General features: G+C 55.3%; 13 protein-coding genes. 5 read left to right on the top strand and 8 right to left on the bottom strand.

What is annotated here, in order from left to right; genetic code table 11:
- Window positions 1–20: 20 nt before the first annotated feature.
- From PYL13_RS19770 to PYL13_RS19780, 3 genes are all read right to left on the bottom strand, one after another.
- A complete protein-coding gene (locus PYL13_RS19770; RefSeq protein WP_303299124.1) occupies window positions 21–3,392 on the bottom strand; it encodes a BapA/Bap/LapF family large adhesin in 3,372 nt (1,123 codons plus the stop codon).
- Between the two features lie 574 nt (window positions 3,393–3,966).
- A complete protein-coding gene (locus PYL13_RS19775; protein WP_275642061.1) occupies window positions 3,967–5,406 on the bottom strand; it encodes a TolC family outer membrane protein in 1,440 nt (479 codons plus the stop codon).
- A 241-nt stretch (window positions 5,407–5,647) separates the two neighbouring features.
- A complete protein-coding gene (locus tag PYL13_RS19780) occupies window positions 5,648–6,679 on the bottom strand; it encodes a D-alanyl-D-alanine carboxypeptidase family protein (protein ID WP_275642062.1) in 1,032 nt (343 codons plus the stop codon).
- 295 nt (window positions 6,680–6,974) lie between these two features.
- On the opposite strand from PYL13_RS19780, the gene PYL13_RS19785 reads away from it, so the two are divergent.
- The 4 genes from PYL13_RS19785 to PYL13_RS19800 all read left to right on the top strand — a co-directional run bounded on the left by PYL13_RS19785 (window position 6,975) and on the right by PYL13_RS19800 (window position 11,938).
- Complete coding sequence (locus PYL13_RS19785; RefSeq protein ID WP_275642063.1) at window positions 6,975–9,146, top strand: right-handed parallel beta-helix repeat-containing protein; 2,172 nt, start codon at window positions 6,975–6,977, stop codon at window positions 9,144–9,146.
- A gap of 275 nt (window positions 9,147–9,421) precedes the next feature.
- On the top strand, window positions 9,422–9,619 hold the full coding sequence (locus PYL13_RS19790) for a hypothetical protein (protein ID WP_250985111.1): 198 nt from the start codon (window positions 9,422–9,424) through the stop codon (window positions 9,617–9,619).
- Window positions 9,616–11,193 carry a TerC family protein gene (locus PYL13_RS19795; protein ID WP_275642064.1) on the top strand — a complete coding sequence of 526 codons (1,578 nt, stop codon included), beginning with the start codon at window positions 9,616–9,618 and terminating at the stop codon, window positions 11,191–11,193. Before PYL13_RS19790 ends, PYL13_RS19795 begins: the two co-directional genes overlap by 4 nt.
- Before the next feature lie 112 nt (window positions 11,194–11,305).
- On the top strand, window positions 11,306–11,938 hold the full coding sequence (locus tag PYL13_RS19800; protein WP_275642065.1) for a hypothetical protein: 633 nt from the start codon (window positions 11,306–11,308) through the stop codon (window positions 11,936–11,938).
- Between the two features lie 37 nt (window positions 11,939–11,975).
- Here the strand turns inward: PYL13_RS19800 and purU are convergent, their stop codons facing one another.
- From purU to PYL13_RS19825, 5 genes are all read right to left on the bottom strand, one after another.
- Complete coding sequence (gene purU, locus PYL13_RS19805; protein WP_259147347.1) at window positions 11,976–12,857, bottom strand: formyltetrahydrofolate deformylase; 882 nt, start codon at window positions 12,855–12,857, stop codon at window positions 11,976–11,978.
- 81 nt (window positions 12,858–12,938) lie between these two features.
- A complete protein-coding gene (soxG, locus tag PYL13_RS19810; RefSeq protein WP_275642066.1) occupies window positions 12,939–13,493 on the bottom strand; it encodes a sarcosine oxidase subunit gamma family protein in 555 nt (184 codons plus the stop codon).
- A 13-nt stretch (window positions 13,494–13,506) separates the two neighbouring features.
- A complete protein-coding gene (locus PYL13_RS19815) occupies window positions 13,507–16,497 on the bottom strand; it encodes a sarcosine oxidase subunit alpha (protein WP_275642067.1) in 2,991 nt (996 codons plus the stop codon).
- Window positions 16,494–16,826 carry a sarcosine oxidase subunit delta gene (locus tag PYL13_RS19820; protein WP_250985105.1) on the bottom strand — a complete coding sequence of 111 codons (333 nt, stop codon included), beginning with the start codon at window positions 16,824–16,826 and terminating at the stop codon, window positions 16,494–16,496. The genes PYL13_RS19815 and PYL13_RS19820 overlap by 4 nt, the downstream gene beginning before the upstream one ends.
- Before the next feature lie 12 nt (window positions 16,827–16,838).
- Window positions 16,839–18,092: a sarcosine oxidase subunit beta family protein gene (locus tag PYL13_RS19825; protein WP_275642068.1), complete on the bottom strand. Its 1,254-nt coding sequence runs from the start codon at window positions 18,090–18,092 to the stop codon at window positions 16,839–16,841.
- An 85-nt stretch (window positions 18,093–18,177) separates the two neighbouring features.
- Between PYL13_RS19825 and PYL13_RS19830 the strand changes: the two genes are divergently transcribed.
- Entirely contained in the window at window positions 18,178–19,224 is a 1,047-nt protein-coding gene (locus PYL13_RS19830; RefSeq protein ID WP_275642069.1) for a GlxA family transcriptional regulator, read from the top strand.
- Window positions 19,225–19,262: the final 38 nt, after the last annotated feature.

Genomic DNA, 19,262 nt, shown 5'->3' on the forward strand with positions numbered 1-19,262 from the left:
AACCTGCCGCTTCAGTTCTTTCAGACTACGTGCGAGTTATGAGAGTTCCAGTCGTCTTCGGTGGCGAGATGCCCGAGGGGATCAACGGGCAAATCTACCGGATCCGGAGTATCGATCATGTCCACACGCTCTTCGACGGTGGTCAGGTCAGCATCCGAATCATCCGGAGCAGACAGCGCATCCAGTCCCTCGAGAGGAATAGTCAGGTCATCGCCAGTATCATCGATGAGCTGTGACAGATCGTCATGACTGTCCGTGGGTGCATGTGAGGAAGAACCGTCGTCATGGGTTGCATCGATTTGGTCGAGCCCGCCAATATCGTCTGCAACAAACATCATCATTGTCTGGACTGGAACACCAGCGCCAGATGGCTCGACGGTGACAACCAGAGATGATTGTTCCACAGGCCCTGTAGGATGCACCAACTGATATTCAAACGTATCCGTCTGAACATCGGTGAAGTGCGTCAGGGTCGGGTCCGGCACATAACTATAACTCCCGTCAGAGTTTACGGTAAGCGTGCCGTAATCTCCCACTATGTTCATAGCGCCGGTCACTTTGACATAACTCGTTCCGTCAAAAATCTGGAATGACGTGAAGGCCGAGCCCAAATCGTCATTGGTCAGCAGGTTACCCGTATCGCCAGTCGCACTCCCGATTTCGAACTGATCGGTATAGGTGACATCGACATTTGTCGTAAGGGAGGTCTGAACACCGACACCAACCCCTGACAACGTTGCATGAACTCGATAGTTTCCAGCAGTAAAATCGACTGTCGAAAGATCGATTGTGGCAATAGGTCCAAGCAATCCAACAAGGATGCTGAAGGGTGCGCTCTGCACATTCTGCCAGTTTCCTGGGCTTACCTCCCTTTGGAGAGCAATTTCGCCGTTGGATAGTGCCGCAGCGATTACCGAAAGAACAATGGTGCCGGAAACATCCATGCTGTCGGTGACGACAAATGCTTGACTGTTATATGTTGTTGTTGGCTGGAGAAGGCTGATTAGCACGTCTTCACTATCATCGAAGAATGCATCGTTTGTGACATTTTCCCAGACAACAGATGCACTTGCATCGTCGCCAGTGGCGGAGAATTCAAACGTTGCTGCCTGGCTCGGATCGGCTCCATCCCAGGCCAGAGTTACACTATCGCTGCCAATCTGGACATTCAGTGTCGCAGTGCCTGTTTTTCCATCTGCATCGACCAGCGTGTACTCGAACGTGTCGACTTTACCTATCCCCGCACCGCTGGCGGTTGGGGTATAGGTGAACGCGCCGTTCGGCAGAATGGTCAATTGACCAAAGTCGCCCTGAATTGTCGTTCCGCCCGGATCAATCGTTGTACCATCAACACTTTGCACCGTTGTGCCAGCAGGAACATCGTCATTGCTCATGACATTGCCGATTGCGGCAACGGGTTCATACCCAGCAATGTCGGTAAAATCATTATCCGTTGCAGTGAGGTTCAATGTGCCGCCGACACCAATACCGATCAAAGTACCGTCGTCATACCCCATAAAAGCGCGATATTCGCCGGGTTCAAGTCCGGTCACGGTTCCGCTGGTTCCTCCCAGAAGAGCCAGCGACAATGGGGTGGATTGCCCTTGGCCATTGATGCCAGTCCATTGCTGAGTTGCCGGATCCCATTTTTGCAAAACGAGATTGTAGTTCCCGATCACCCCGACATTGGCAAGTCCACTCACGTCGTACTGCAAATCTTGGGTGTGGCCTGCATCAACCTCGAACTCGATTGCATTTGCGATAACCTGCAGGTCGATATTGAGCAGGTTGACGATAGCAACATAACTCGCGTTACCCAGTGGCACATCTTCCGTCACTGTTGGCAGAATTGTCACGCTGGCTGATGCCACGTCATTGGTAGGCTCGAGATCTGCGTCAGCGTCAGCATCAGCATCAGCGTCGGCATCGGCATCAGCGTCAGCATCGGCATCAGCGTCAGCATCGGCATCAGCGTCAGCGTCGGCATCAGCGTCAGCGTCGGCATCAGCGTCAGCGTCGGCATCAGCATCGGCATCAGCATCGGCGTCAGCGTCGGCATCGGCGTCAGCGTCGGCATCGGCGTCAGCATCGGCATCGGCGTCAGCATCGGCGTCAGCGTCGGCATCGGCGTCAGCGTCGGCATCGGCATCGGCATCGGCATCGGCATCGGCATCGGCATCAGCGTCAGCATCGGCATCAGCGTCAGCATCGGCATCAGCGTCAGCATCGGCATCAGCGTCAGCATCGGCATCAGCATCGGCATCAGCGTCAGCATCGGCATCAGCGTCAGCATCGGCATCAGCGTCAGCATCGGCATCAGCGTCAGCATCGGCATCGGCGTCAGCATCGGCGTCAGCGTCGGCATCGGCGTCGGCATCGGCGTCAGCGTCGGCATCGGCGTCAGCGTCGGCATCGGCATCGGCATCAGCGTCAGCATCAGCATCGGCATCGGCATCGGCATCGGCATCGGCATCAGCGTCAGCATCGGCATCGGCATCAGCATCGGCATCGGCATCGGCATCGGCATCAGCGTCAGCATCAGCGTCAGCATCGGCATCAGCGTCAGCATCGGCATCAGCGTCAGCATCGGCATCAGCGTCAGCATCGGCATCAGCGTCAGCATCGGCATCAGCATCGGCATCAGCGTCAGCATCGGCATCAGCGTCAGCATCGGCATCAGCGTCAGCATCGGCATCAGCGTCAGCATCGGCATCAGCGTCAGCATCGGCATCAGCGTCAGCATCGGCATCAGCGTCAGCATCGGCATCAGCGTCAGCATCGGCATCAGCGTCAGCATCGGCATCAGCGTCAGCATCGGCATCAGCGTCAGCATCGGCATCAGCGTCAGCATCGGCATCAGCGTCAGCATCGGCATCAGCGTCAGCATCGGCATCAGCGTCAGCATCGGCATCAGCGTCAGCATCGGCATCAGCGTCAGCATCGGCATCAGCGTCAGCATCGGCGTCACTGTCGTCTCCAGAGGATCCGCCACCAAGAGCGAGAGCCGCTCCGCCGGCCAGCAGGCCGAGTGCCGCCAGACCAAGAATAGAACCATCGCCTGTTGTGGCACCGACCAGCTGGTCTACACCTTCAATTTGCGAGAACTGGAAATCTGCCAAGCCATCGCCATGTTCGCCAAGCCAGAGATTTCCGTTTTCGTCTTCCAGCACCAGCTGGCTGTGTTCGCCGTCAACCTCATGATAGAAGTTGCCTATCCGGATCGTCTCACCTGATCGCATGCGCATCAGCAGATCGTCGCCATCACGAACGAAATTGGCAACGTCATTGGGCGACGCATTAATCTGCACGATACTGGGTCTATCTACATTCAGGTCATAGAGTGACACCGATCGAGAACTTCCCTCTGACTTATCTGTGACTATCGCAACCATGAAATTGTTCTCCTGCAACGCGGCAACAAGCGGTGACAGAAATTCACTGCCACTCGGAACACCAAGCAACTTTCAAGAAACCGGATTTTTGCGAACGGCGAACCGCCGCGAGGTGTAGAGCTGAACCATCAGCTCTGATTTTTGGCCTTAAGGAAATTTACCTCTGAAGGGCCTCTCCCATTCTCATAATTGCATAGAAGCTGGGCGTTGCAAGAAAAACAACCAGCAATAGTATTAGTTAAGTCTACTTTAGTTAATTCTTCGAAAACAAACGGCAATTTCCCAGAACAAAAAGCAGGGAATTAATGTGCGGCGCTCAGAACCACCTGTGCCGTTACGGAGGTGGTCTCAAGTAAAAAATCTGCTTTATTTTTGTTCTCTAGCGATCATTCGTACCGCTTGTAGACAGTACCGTTCCGATTTGTGCCACGCCAGCGGGCGGTAAAATCTCAATTAGAAGAACCGGCAAAGGTTCAGGAACCTACTCACACAACATGAAAAGACTGGAATATTTTCAATAAAATGACAAAAATCAATTATTTATCGGCCTCAAGATGGTTGTGTTGGCAACCACCTACAATGGCACGCCTTGAACGGTTTGACCTTCAAGCGCAAAAGCCTTGCGTATTTGTCCCGCACTGAACGTACAGTCAATATTCAACCGATGCAGATCATATTTAATATTGCTGATGTCAAACCTCGCCGCATGCAACTCCTGATCAGCATTGAGCAAATCCAGCAGGCTTCTGGTGCCTAGTTCAATATATTGCGTCTGGTAGAGATCGCGGGTCTGCCGCATGGTGGTTTGGCGGACGGAAAGAGAGCGATACAGGCTTTCCTTGCTCGAAATCTGGCTGCTGGCCTCCGTGAGGTTCCGCAAGATATCGACCCGTGCGCGTGCTTCTGCCGCCTGCGATGCACCAAGCGCCTGCGTTGCCATGTTACGCCGGGCACTTGTTGCGCCGCCATTGTAGAGGCTGCCGGTTACCCGCAAGCCAACGCTATAGTCCGGTTTGTGAGAACCAATATCCGTGGGATCGACACCGATGCCTGCATCAAGCGACAGGGTTGGAAGCCCTTCGGCCCTGGCAAGATCAACCTGCGCTGCGGCAGCCTTGCGGTCCGCATCTGCCTGCATCACTGCCGGTACCTGCGACCAGTCCAGATTTGTCGAGCCACAGGCTTTCGCCAGCCAGGCTGGCATCGCGTCAGAAACATCAATCCGTCCGGCAATACCGCTCAGATTCGAAAGCACCGCTTGCCAGCGGGCCAGTTCCCCCTCAATCTCAAGCAATGTGGCCTCAGCAGCCTGGACACGTGCCTCCGCCTGAAGCAGGTCGGAACGGGTGCTTGCACCCTTGTCCGTCCGGGAACTGACCAATCCCAGAATTGCTTTGGTATCCTTGATCTGGTCACGCGCCACAAGGCGCAGAGCACGATTGCGCTGAATTTCAATCACCGCATATGACGTCTCGCGTGCGAGGTCATCGACTGCCATCAAAACCTGCGACTTGCGGCCAGAAATACCGGCAGTGGCAATCTTCACCTTGTTGTCGACCTTGCCAAAATCATACAGCATTTGCGAGACATTGAGGTTAAGGTCCGGGCTGTAACGATCCGATCGATTGGTATTGTAGGCCGAATCCACACCCCAGCTGACATTAGGCAGATAGCCTGAACGCGCTTCGTTGACGGACTCTGTTTGTTGGCGCAGGCGGCCCACCGTCTCCGTGACTGCGGGGTGCCAATCAACGGCTTTTCGTACCGCCGTTTCAAGCGACAAAGGCCCCTTGTGTTCGGCCTTTTCAAAATTCACCGGCTTGATTGAGCCGGTTATCGGACCAGTGACACCCGGCAGATCATCACCCTGCGATGCGCGCGCCTGAGCACCGGCATCTCCCGTAACTGCTGTGTTGACCTGTTGTTTCTGGATACGGGAGCCGTTTGCGCAACCGGTCGCCGAGACACCAACGGCAATAGTGCAAAGAAGGGCGGGAAGCCAGTGAGACTGCATACAACGTTCCACCTTCAAACGAGAAGAATGAGCAACTTGCCAGTACGCAGAACAAAGAAATGGCCTGTGATACGCCGATACAATCCGGCTTTATAAGCCAAAGCTAAATGAGCATGGTTAATGGTTAGTTAATTGAAATTCGTGCACCGCAGCAATGCAGGGTAGAGCCAACGGTGACCTTGACAGGCTTAAGCTGCTACAATCGGTCTGCCACGGTGCCAGACCGAGCTTCATGTCATCATTAAAGATTGGCCGGACGCGGTGTCGGTACTGGTACATTCACCACATTTTCGCTCGCCCATGTCCGGATAGCGTGCGGACGACCTGGCATTTCACTCTCTAGATAGCTGGCATGGCCCGGCAGTCCCATCGGGTACAAAGCCTCACGGCTGTTCTCATAGGCAACGCTCTGGTTTGTGCAAAGGCGAACACGCATATCCTCAGGCGCGACATCAGGTCGGTTACGGATATCATCCACACGGCCTGCATTTGCAGTAAGACGTCCGTCAAAGGCCTGCGTCAGATACTGCGCTGAACGCTCATTGCGTTCGCGTTCAGTGGTTGCACCGAGAACAACCACCATCACCTGTTTGCCGTTACGCTCGGTAAGCCCGACGTAGTTTCTGCCAGAGGCACACAGGAAACCGGTCTTCATGCCAACCGTGCCGCTGAAGCGGGTCAGCAACAAATTATTGGACTTAATTTCCTTACCATCGATGGTGACCGCCGTTGCTTCAAAGAAATGGCGATACTGCGGAAACAGCCTGTCTATTTCCATTCCAAGGATCGCAAGATCACGGGCCGTGGAATAATTCTGTCGGCTGAACAGACCGTTTGGGCTGGCAAAATGCGTGCCGGTCATACCAAGCGAAGCCGCCCTTTCATTCATGCGCGCAACGAATGCTTGCTCGCTGGCAGCCACGGTTTCCGCAAGGGCAACGGCCACATCGTTGGCGGACGCTGTGATTGTCGCGTAAAGGGCATCTTCAAGCGTCATAGTACGCCCAAAGGTCAGCCCCGATTCCAGAAACGCCTGCTTCGTTGCATTGCGCGTCATCACGACTGGCGTCGTCAGGGTCACTGTATTTGCACGAAGAGCCTCGAAAGTCAGCAGGGCCGTCATCAACTTGGTTGTGGAAGCAGGATACCATGGCACGCCTGCATCTTCCTGATAAAGCACGCCGCGACTTGCAACATCAACAACAAGAACAGGCGTTGCATTTGCCGCTGAACTCGCCAGGAAAGAAGCGCTGAGCAACACGCTTGTCAGCATTTTTCCTGTGAGACGCTTTAGCGTCGTCCCCAGGTTTGCGATTGAACCGCGTTTTGGACAAGAAGAATGAGAGCGCTCTAAGAATGACATGCGGCATATGCTTTGGTTTGTGAACAGTCCCTTGGGTATAGGGCGGATCGGGCATGTTTGTCGATGCTGTCTTGCAATAAGCTCTGTTCAATAGCCGCATATGTGAACAGTACATATGTCGCGAATTACTTTTGTTGACTCAAATTATCATGTATTATAGAGCCATCTCCTGAAGCCGTTACCGGCTTTTTGCATGGGGGAATTTATGACATTTTTGGGAGTTTTAACCGCGCCGGTGGTGGCAGCGGCAGTCTTTGCTGTGCCTGCGAATGCCCAGCAACTGAAGGCTTTCACTGAATTTGAAGGACGCTGGCAAAGTCAGGAGTCCGCGGCAAACCTTGGGCTGATGTTGCCGTTTATGCTGGACAACAGCACTGCACTATTTTTCGATATCGGGGCCGCCATCCAGCAAGGTGATGTGCAAAAAGGCTCATTCGGCGGCGGCTATCGATTTTCGGCGGGCAGTTGGGTCGGTGGCCTTTATGGTTATTACGATTATCTCAACAGCGGACTGGACAACAGTTTCCACCAGATGTCCTTCGGTGTCGAGGCAATCGGCCAGATTTATGAAACAAGGGCCAACATCTACCTGCCGATTGGTGCGGGCAAGTCCGTCGATGGCGCAGGCGCCGGGGTGATTGATGGTGGAACCTTGAAATTCCGCGAAGGCATGGAAAGAGCAAGACCAGGCATCGATACCGAAATCGGCATCAAGGTTCCCGGAATATCGTCCACTGGCAACGCGGAACTCAAGCTGTTTGCCGGTAGCTACTGGTATGGCGGCAAGAAGATGGACGACATGTTCGGCGCAAAATTGCGAGCAGAGCTGGCCTTTGCAAATCTTCCGGTGTTACCCGCAGGATCGACTGCGCATATCGCGCTGACAGGAACCTATGATAATGAGGACCGATTTGACGGCGCCCTGATGGCACGTCTCAGAATACCGTTCGGTGTTACGGAAACAGAAAACGCTGAGCCCTTTGATCCGTGGACGCAACGCGTCGAGCGTAATTCTGCAATTCGCACACATGTTGGGGCAACAGGCGATCTCGAAGATGCTATTATCGACCTGAATGGCCAGATGGCTGGAAAGGTTGTCTCTATTTCATCGGCAAGCGGCAACACATCGGCCATAAATGCGCGTATCGCATCGGCGGGCACTAGCGCCGTGATCCTGGTCGATGGCAGCATCGGGCTCGACCAATCCTTATCACTGGCAAGCGGACAGACGCTGCTTGGTGGCGGTGGCAATCTGGCACTGCGCGGTGCCTCAAGCGGCGCCAAGGGAAGTTATGTTAACCAGAATGCTGCTGGCGTATTGACGGGTTATGACCCGTCGCAAGACGTCATCACCATGGCGTCGAACAGTGTTGTATCGTCGCTTTCGATCTCTGGCGGATTGGCGGGTATCGGCAGTAACGGTACATCCAACCTGTTCATCGACAGCGTTGATGTAACCAACACCGCACATGACGGCATTCGATTGACGCAGGTGGATGGAGCAACCATCCAGAATAGCCGTATCCACGATCTGTTCATTTGCGAAAACAATACTGCGTGTGAATTTGCCGTCGGAAATCAGAATGTCGCGCCTTATGCAGCTATCAGCGCGCACGGCACCCGAAACCTCACGGTCAAGGACACGACAATCGACAGCGTAACATACGGTATCTTTGCAGGCAGTGCGATCGATGACAGTGGATGGCCACCCGTGGTCACGGATCTGGCCAGCAACATCAGCCTCGACAATGTGACGATTTCCCGCTCCCGTCGTGAAGGTATTCTTCTCGTTGCTGCAGACACAGTCAGCATGAATGAGGTTACGATCGATAACTCGCAGCAAGGCCGCGACATGGACCTGGTTGTTCTGCAGGGGACTTCGAATGTGACGATAACGGACATGACACTGAAGGGAGGCGTCAACGGTCTGATGTTGATTTCCGCCAGTACGTTGCCTGATGAAGCAAAGACAACCAATGTGCGTGTGAACGGACTGTCGATCGAAGACACCAACAATGCCGGGATATTCTTCAATCCTGTGACCGACATCAGTCTCAGCAATGTCACCATCAAGAATGCCGGTACTTATGGCATGTTCCTGTATGGCGATGAATGGGGTTTCCTGGGCGGCCCCATCAAAGACATCAGTTTCGACAATGTCGTCATCGATGACGCGACGCTGGCAGGGCTTTATTTTATGGGGCCAAGTGAAAACCTCACAGGTAACATTCGCGTTATCAACACGCCACGCGATTGCAAATCCGACGCGTCGTGGATGGGCGGCCTGAGCGGCTCGATTTCGCAGGATCCGGGCTCAGTGCTGCTGCTTAACGGCACGGCGATCGACAGCACGAATTTCAATGGACGTTGCGGTTAAACCAAGGAAATCGGCTGAAAAACATCGAGGGTCGGGATATCCGGCCCTCGAACCAGCGGTTTTCAACAGCAATTCCGTTGCTCTGATCAAAACAGGCCCTGGTGCCAATCAGCGTCTTTTTCCCCGGCATAGTTCGGTGCCTTGTCATCACTCTCACCGGTCAAAACGCAGCCACAAGTTTTATGCCTACCCGGCGGGAACGCCAAAAATTGCAAATTGGCTCTAGCTTTGGAGCGTGGTCTTGTTATACCTCTCTGCCCCAGAGGAAACCGAAAATGCCAGACGAAGCCGAAGACGGCGACAGTACTGACGGATACCGAATGACCGCGACCCGCTTCGACGCGGCGTCGCTTTTTCATGAAATCAAAGCTTTTACATCAACCGCGCCGGCAACGGGGCGGCTTTACGCGTTTCCTAATTTCAACAACAGAAGGATTGGCCTCACCCTGACGGGCGGTCTCTACAATATATGATTTTCGAATGGATGTCCGACCCGGCCGCTTGGGCGGGTCTTGCCACCCTTATCGTTCTCGAAATTGTTCTCGGTATCGACAATCTTGTCTTCATTGCCATTCTGGCGGACAAGCTCCCGGAACACCAACGCGAAAAGGCCCGCCTGATTGGCCTTAGTCTGGCGCTGGTCATGCGCCTCATCCTGCTCGCTTCGATCGCGTGGATCGTTACCCTGACAGCACCATTATTTACCGTTGCAGGCATGGAGATATCCGGTCGTGACCTGATCCTTATTCTTGGTGGCGTCTTCCTGTTGTTCAAGGGAACGATGGAACTGCACGAACGGCTAGAAGGACATACCGAACACAAGGAAGGCAAGATCCACCACGCCATTTTCTGGCAGGTTCTTGTCCAGATCGTTGTACTTGACGCAGTCTTCTCGCTCGACAGCGTCATCACCGCCGTTGGCATGGTGAAAGAACTGTCGGTCATGATGATCGGTGTTATCGTGGCAATGGCCGTGATGATGATGGCATCCAAGCCGCTGATGGCATTTGTGTCCAAACATCCAACCGTCGTCATCCTTTGCCTTGGCTTCCTGATGATGATCGGTTTCTCGCTGGTCGTTGAAGGTCTCGGATTCCATATTCCGAAGGGTTATCTCTATGCCGCTATCGGCTTCTCTATCCTGATCGAAGCTTTCAACCAGGTCGGTCGCCGCAATCGCGAGCGGTTCATGAGCACGGGTGACCTGAGAGAGCGTACGGCCAATGCGGTTCTGTCGCTACTTGGCAGCCGCAAGAGCGAGACGTCGCTTGGCGAAGCAGGCGACGTGATTGCCGACCGGGCAACGGAGAACGAACTCTTCACCCCGGTCGAGCATGACATGATCGAAAGTGTGCTGGCGCTCGCCGACCGTCCGGCAAAATCCATCATGACCCCACGCCGTGATGTCGAGTGGCTTGATATTGACGACAGCGAAGACGAGCTGAGAAAGCAGATCATCGAGACGGGCCATTCCCGTTTCCCGATCGGTCGTGGCAGCCTGGATGACTTCCTCGGCGTCGCGTTCGCGAAGGACTTGCTCCGCGACCTCCTGGAAACCGGTAAGATCGATTTCGATCGCTCCCTGCGCCAGCCTCTTGTCGTGCATGAAAGCGTCAGCGCCCTGCGCCTTCTGGAGCAGCTTCGCCAGTCCCGTCTTCAGGTCGCTATTGTCCTCGATGAATATGGTTCGATGGAAGGCATGGTCACACCGACCGATTTGCTGGAAGCCATTGCCGGCGAGTTCCTGGATGATGACGAGCCGTTCACTCTCGAGCGCGAGGCAGATGATGCCCTGCTGGTCGATGGTCGTACCGACATCCGTCACGTGTCAAAGATCGTTGATGCCGATCTGGTGGATGATGCCAACCGTTACTCCACGTTGGCGGGCCTCATCCTGTGGCGTCTTGGCCACCTTCCGCGTCAGGGTGAAACGGTCGTATTTAACGGTCTAGTCTTCGAAGTGGTGGCGCTTGATGGCCGCAACATCAACAAGGTGAGAATTAAAAAACACCTCACAGAGTTGGAAATGACCTCTCTCGAGGCGTGAGTTCGGTCCGTCACTGACAATACATGCCCCGGCAGTCGCCCGCGCGACTGCCGGGGCGCAAACGACTTGTAGGCGTTGACTTTGCAGGGTCCGACCTCCATCTTTAACTGACATGCCGAAGAAAAAGCTGACAGACGATGATGGCCCTGAGCTGGTCAAAACGTGGGAATTGCCAACCTCGGCAACGCTCGGATCGGCTGTACGCGCCAAAGGCATTCTCCAGGAAGTTCAGGCACGGCTTCCGATGACCATTCGCAAGTCGATCGACCTTGAGGTCGGCATACTCACGCTCGCATTACCGGAAACGTCGAGAACAACTTTTCGTGCCGCATCAGCAACGGTTTCCGAAGTGCTCGCCAATATTGCCAGCCTGCCGGTAATACCCCGTGAAATCGAAGACATCCTGACCATCTCGACAACGGAACGCCATAGGTGGCTGAATGATGGCCGATTGCCCAGTGCCGGAACGCGCACGGTGAAACTGCGAGGACGTGCGAAAAAGATCACCTTCCATGTCTTCGAGCCGAAGGTTGTCGAAGATCTGCTGGACCGTGGAACGGTCGATGAATGGCGTGAAGAAGATGCCGCCGCCAAGCTGGAAAACAGACGGCGAGCAGCCTATCAGGCCAAACTCACACGCTCGTTGAAAAAGGCCAGCAAGGACAAAACAAAAGCAAAACCCAAATCCGATGAGACCAATCTGTCAGGATGGGAAGATTTCGACCGCGACGGATTTTTACGCTAGATTTTTGAGCGGCAAGTAGTGAGATGGCTTGCTAGCACTATCCCATACGTTCAGAAACATATTCGCCCGGCGATGCTGGAAATACCACGGTCTTGTTTCCATTCAGGAAGACCCGGTGATGAATATGGGCATGTATGGCGCGGGCCAGCACTTGGCTCTCCACGTCACGGCCAAGACTGACATAGTCCATCGCACTTTGTGCATGGGTTACGCGCGTGGTGTCCTGCTCAATGATCGGCCCTTCATCGAGATCTGCGGTGACGTAATGCGCCGTCGCACCAATCAGCCGCACACCTCGCTCATAGGCCTGTTTGTAAGGGTTGGCCCCTTTGAAGGATGGCAGGAAAGAGTGGTGAATATTGATGATCCGGCCAGACATTTCCTGACACAGTTGGTCCGACAGAACCTGCATGTAGCGAGCCAGCACAACAAGTTCCGCATTGGTATCATGGACAACCTGCAGGATCGCCGCTTCGGCCTCGGGCTTGGTCTCCGGCGTGACGCGGATGTGGTAAAAAGGAATGTCATCATTTACCACCTGCTTTTGATAGTCGAGATGATTGGAAATCACCGCAACGATCTCCACCGGCAGCGCCCCTATTCGAGAACGGTACAGAAGATCATTCAGGCAATGGCCAAAGCGCGACACCATGATCACCACCTTGGCTTTGCGGGACTGGTCGTGGAACTCGTATCCCATGTCAAAATCTTTTGCGATGGATGCAAAGCCCTCAGCCAGGGCGTCCCGGTCCGTGCCCTTCTCCGAAACAAAACTTAACCGCATGAAAAAGCGGTCATTTTCCTGATCGGTGAATTGTGAACTGTCGTTGATGTTGCATCCGCAGTCGGCCAGATAACCGGACACGGCGGCAACGATACCGCTTCGTGCGGGGCACGAGACTTTCATGATGTATGCCATTCTACCCTGCTCTCCTGCTCAACCCTATCACCAGGGTAAAATCCGCTTTCACAGTGTTCTATTTCGCTGCTGCACGATATTTTAGACGATTTCTGCAGCAAGTTCCTTGCAGCCGGTTTCGAGCAGATGGCCAAGATGCGGCGCAAAACTGTTCCAGATATCCATGCGGAACCGATCTGCCGCATCACGCCGCAGCACCACGGTTACACCGTCGAAATTTGTCCGACGCGCCTCCCCAACAGGAATGGTATCGATGTCGCGGGCGCAGCCAAGCGTCAGCAGTTCGGCGGCCTGTGGCCCCTCGATCACCACTGTCACTTCGCGGCCGGAGATATCGACAAGACTATGCGGATGAGCCGCATAGATGTTTGCACAGGCAGCAACCAGACCCGCAACGTCATCCACCGGGCAATGGATCGTCCACTCATCCGGACCGAGGTGAACCACCTCGACTGCGCCTGAGGAAACACGCGCACCGATCCTGTTTGGCAAAACAAGACCAAGAGTATTGTTCAGCGGTGACAGGTCACCACGCGCCCGCAGCGACAAGCGCCCATTGGCCGAGGAAAGGCCGACCCGCGCAGCCTTGCTTTCGGCCAGCGTACCTGAGGTGGGAAAAGAAACGCGCATATTCATGGTCATCTCCAGATCAGATCTTCAGGCGGGAGTTTTCGGGATCGACAAACACCATGCCGGTAATTTTTGCGGCAATGGTGCGGTCCGGCATCGGGATGTAGACCGTCTCACCGGCCCTCTCATGACCACCCTCCACCAGAGCCAGTGCAATTGGCTGGCCAACCGCGTCCGAGTGGTAAGCGGAGGTCACGTGACCCACCATTTTCATCGGGATCGGCTGGTTTGGATCAAAGACGATCTGGGCACCCTCTTCCAACTTCGAGCGGTCTTCGGTCAGAAGGCCGACAAGGTGTTTGCGCCCCTTGGCAGTGAGATCAGGGCGTGCAAGGCCACGTTTGCCAACGAAGTCAGGTTTGTTCTTGCCAACTGCCCAGCCCATCGCCGCGTCATAAGGCGTGACCGTGCCGTCGGTGTCCTGACCAACAATGATGTAACCCTTCTCGGCGCGCAGCACGTGCATGGTTTCCGTGCCGTAGGCGGTAATCCCATATTGCTGGCCGGCCTCCCAGAGGATGTCCCACAGCTTGCGACCAAGCGGCGCCGGAACATTGACCTCAAAACCGATCTCACCAGTAAAGCTGACCCGGAACAGTCGCGCCGGCATTCCGGCCACCGTGCACTCCACACAGGACATGTGCGGGAAAGCCTCTTCCGTCAGCTCGACACCCTCGACCAGCGGTGCAAGCAGCTTTGCCGCATTCGGACCGTTCAGGGCGATGGTCGACCACTGTTCGGTAGTGGAGGTCAGCCAGACATTAAGGTAAGGCCATTCGGTCTGGAGGTAATCCTCCATCATGTTCAGAACCCGCGCCGCGCCGCCGGTGGTGGTGGTCACGTGGAAACGATCCTCCGTCATGCGGCCAATCACACCGTCATCACGAATGAAACCATCGTCACCCAGCAACAAGCCGTAACGGCAACGACCTGGTGCCAGTTTGGTCCACGGATTGGTGTACATGCGGTTCATGAACTCGACGGCATCGGGGCCGACGACTTCGATCTTACCAAGTGTCGAGGCATCGAAAATACCGACGCTGTCGCGCACCGCACGGCATTCGCGGCCAACCGCAGCATCCATATCTTCGCCGGGCTTCGGGAAATACCAGACGCGGCGCCATTGGCCGACAGGCTCATAGGCGGCGCCGTGCTCTTCGGCCCAGCCATCAATCTGTGTCTTGCGTGTTACCTCAAAATGTCCGCCACGGTGATACCCTGCAAAGGCGCCAAAGGTCGTCGGCGTGTAAGGCGGACGGAATGTGGTCAGACCGACTTCCGGCTGGCGTTTCCCCAGGGCTTCGGCCGCAATATTCAGGCCGTTGATGTTGGACATCTTGCCTTGATCGGTCGCCATGCCATTGGTGGTGTAACGTTTGACATGTTCGATCGAGCGCATGCCTTCCCGAACCGCCAGTCGCAAGTCCTTGGCAGTCACGTCGTTCTGGTAGTCGACAAAGGCTTTTGCCTTGCCGGGATGACGGTTGCTTGGCAGTTCTGTATGCGAGACGCCTGTGCCTACCCGGTCATGATCCACCAGATAGCCGGAGGTACCACTTGTCTTGCCAAGCGCTTCTGCAACTTCACGGCCTCGTTCCGCACCGTCCTTCAGCGCAGCTTCAATGCCCCAAAGCCCCCGCCCTGCACCGGCAATCAAGCAATCTTCATTGGTTACAGCTGGCAGGAAAGTGGTGCGTTCATCATCCCAGGCTATCTTGCCTTGAGTGTGGGAAAAGAGATGCAAGGAAGGGGTCCATCCACCCGACATCAGCACCGCATCGCACGCGATAGACTGGCCGGCGCCCACAGTAGAACCATTGACCGGGTTCGCGCGAAGCGAACTGACACGCAGCCGTCCCGACGTCGCCGTCACCGTATGCGACATCAGGACCGGGATGCCGAGTGCCCGGGCTTCATTCACCAGTTCTGGCCGTACATCAGGCCGTGTATCGATGATTGCCTGAACGCGAGCACCAGCACCATGAAGATCAAAAGCGGCATACCACGCACTGTCATGGCTGGTGACCACCACTGGCCTGTTGCCGACCTTAACGCCGTAACGGTTGAGATAGGTCTGGGCAGAACCAGCCAGCATTACCCCCGGACGATCATTGCCATGAAACACCAATGGCTTTTCCAGCGCACCCTGCGCCAGCACCACCTGGCGCGCCCGTACCCGCCACAGGCGTTCACGCGGCACATCCTGCGGCAGGGTTTCAAGGTGGTCGGTCAGCTTTTCGCATAGACCGATCATGTTCTGGTGATAATAGGCAATGGCTGTTGTCCGGGTCATGACCCGGACGCCCAACTCCTTCAATGCCTTCAGCTCATTTGCTAACCAGTTCCATGCAGGTTGACCATTGATTTGTGCCTGCGGCTCAGACAGCAAGGTACCGCCAGCCTCGGCATTTTCATCGACGACAACGACTTTCAGACCATCAACGGCGGCAGCGCGCGCAGCAGCCAGACCGGCTGGACCGGCACCGATGATCAGCACATCGCAGTGAAGGTTGCGCGAGGCATAATGGTCGGGGTCTTCTTCAGCCGGGGAAACACCAAGTCCGGCCGCGGCCCGGATGAAAGGTTCATAGACCTTGTTCCAGAAGCTCTTCGGCCACATGAAGGTCTTGTAGTAGAAGCCGGCCGAAAACAGCATATAGGCCATGTCGTTGATGGCGCCGACGTCAAACTTCAGGCTTGGATATTTGTTTTGGGATGTGGTCTCCAGACCGTTCCAGATTTCCTGCACGGTGGCGCGGGTATTCGGCTCGAACCGTCCTGCACCCCGTCGTGTACCGATCAGCGCATTCGGCTCTTCCGATCCGGCAGCGACCGGACCACGTGGTCGGTGATATTTGAAGGAGCGGCCCATCAGGTGCACGCCATTGGCAAGCAGTGCTGACGCCACCGTGTCACCCTTGGCGCCGCGATAGGTCTTGCCGTCAAAGGTAAAGCTTACAGGGTTGCTTGTATCGACCCGGCCACGACCGGAAACGCGGTATGAGTTCATTTCGACACCTCGGAGCGGACTGGCGAGCCGACAGGAACACCCGGCAAAGAAGCAAGATCAGGGCGTGGCTCACCTGCACGGTAGGTGGTCAGGAAGCGGTCGCTGACCGTGTCGCGCACAGCATTGAAGAAGCGGCCACAGCCATGCAGATGCCGCCATCTTTCAAAATGCGGGCCTTTGGTGTTTTCACGGATGAACAGAAACTCTTCCCACTGCTCGTCCGTCTGTGACGAGGGATTAGCTGGGCGAATGACATGGGCCTGACCGGCATAGGTGAATTCAGCTTCCGGCAGTGTTTCCTGGCAATAGGGGCAATTGATCAGCAACATATCTTAAGCTCCTCAGTGAGCCACAGCCGCGGCAGCGGCCTCGTCGATCAGGCGACCCGAGCGGAAACGCTCCAGCGTGAAAGGTGCGTTGATCGGATGCGGTTCGTTTTTCGCAATGGTCCAAGCAAAGGTATGGGCAGCACCCGGGGTTGCCTTGAACCCGCCGGTGCCCCAGCCGCAATTGACGTAGAGACCGTCAACCGGTGTTTTGCCAAGAATGGCCGAGCGGTCCGGTGTCACATCGACAATGCCGCCCCATTTGCGCAACATCCGCATGCGATTGAAAATCGGGAAGATTTCCGTAATCGCTGCAATCGTGTGTTCGATCAGCGGCAAACCGCCCCGCTGCGAGTAGGATGTATACTGGTCGGTACCCGAACCGATCACCAGTTCACCCTTATCGGACTGGCTGATATAGGCGTGAACGGCATTCGACATCACGACGCAAGGGAAAATCGGCTTGATCGGCTCAGAGACCAGTGCCTGCAACGGATAACTTTCCAGCGGTAGGCGAACGCCTGCGGTTTCCATGACAACCGATGTATGGCCTGCGGCGGAAACGGCGACCTTCTTGGCCTTGATGAAACCTTTTGCGGTTTCAACGCCGGCAACGGAACCGTCAGCATTACGGCGAATGGCCGTAACCGGGCAATTCTGGATGATGTCGACACCACGCGCTGCTGCACCACGGGCATAACCCCAGGCGACCGCATCATGACGTGCCGTGCCTGCACGCTCCTGCAATGCACCACCGACGACAGGATAACGGGCATTGGGCGAAATGCTCAGCGGAGGGCAATATTCCTTGCATTCCTCGGCGCTCAGCCAGCGGTTATCGACGCCGTTGAGACGGTTGGAATGAATGTGACGCTTGAAGCTTTGCACATCATGCACCGTATGGGCCAGCATCAGAACACCGCGCCGCGAATACATGACGTTGTAGTTCAGTTCCTGACTGAGATTTTCCCACAGGTCGACGGCGTGGTCGTAAAGCCGCGCACTTTCATCATAGAGGTAATTTGAACGGATGATCGTGGTGTTGCGGCCGGTATTTCCACCGCCAAGCCAACCCTTGTCGATGACAGCGACATTGGTAATGCCGTGCTGACTCGCCAGATAATAGGCGGCCCCCAGACCATGACCGCCAGCGCCGACGATGATCACGTCATATTCGGCCTTTGGCTCGCTGTCGGGCCATTGCTCATCCCAGTTCTTGTGGCCGGTAAGGGCGTTCCGCAATAGGTTAAAGGCATTAAAGCGCGTCATGAGCGGGCCTGCTGGTTGGAACATCTCGTGATGGAAAATCTACGGAGATTTATTTGGACCAAGCTGGACAATTGCGTCCCTTTGCATGAATATTTGCGCCATGACCCTACAACGCCCCAAGAAACGTCTCAGCGTCGCCTTCCTGCTTGCCGACCGCTTTACGCTGTCGGCATTCGCAAATTTTGTGGATGTTTTGCGCTTGGCGGCCGATGAGGCAGACCGTTCCCGGCCTATATTGTGCGAATGGTCGGTGCTGTCGGCGACCATGGACAGCGTGCGGTCAAGTTGCGGCGTAAAGGTGCAGCCCGATACCCGTCTCACCCAGGCGAAAGACTATGATTATATCGTCGTCGTGGGCGGGTTGATTGGTGACCAAAGTGCGTTGGATCCGGAAACGCTGCGTTTTCTCCAGTCGCGAGCAACAACCGGCCTCCCTGTTGTTGGTTTGTGTACTGGTGTCTTTATCTTGCATGAGGCAGGTCTACTGGATGGTTATCGCTGCTGTGTAAGCTGGTTTCACCATCAGGATTTTCTGGACCGCTTCGATACCGAACAACTGGTTGCAGATCAGATCTTTGTGGTGGATCGCAGCCGCCTGACTTGTTCCGGCGGTCACAGTGCTGCGCATCTGGCAGCCTTTTTGGTCGAGCGGCATATCGGTCAGTCGGCGGCGATCAAAAGCCTCAACATCATGATGATCGACAACGCACTGAGCGGTGAAAAACCTCAACCTGGGCAACAAAGCTCAAGGCGGGCCAATGATCCGCTTGTCAAAAAGTCCATCCTTCGCATGCAGCAAAATATCGAGACCCCAAAGACAGTCGCGGAGATCGCCGAGGATCTGGGCGTTGGACGGCGTAGTCTGGAACGGCGGTTTTTGAGTGATCTGGGCGCTACGCCATCAAAGATTTATCTGGAAATTCGCGTTGAGAGAGCGCTCTCGTTGCTTCGCACCACAGAAGAAACCGTCACGCAAATTGCGTTGGCGAGTGGTTTTTGCGATGCCCCACACCTGACTAGGCTTTTGCGGGCCGAACGTGGAATGAGCCCAAGCGAATTTAGAAAAAGCCATCTGAGACAGGGCGCGCCGACCGGGGAGTTTGCTGTCAGCGTTTTGGTGCCGCAAACCTAACACTTACACATGTCCCAATAAGACAATTTCGATGTTCT

The sequence above is a fragment of the Agrobacterium sp. Azo12 genome, assembly GCF_029193765.2.
In the GTDB taxonomy this organism is placed as follows: Bacteria; Pseudomonadota; Alphaproteobacteria; order Rhizobiales; family Rhizobiaceae; genus Agrobacterium.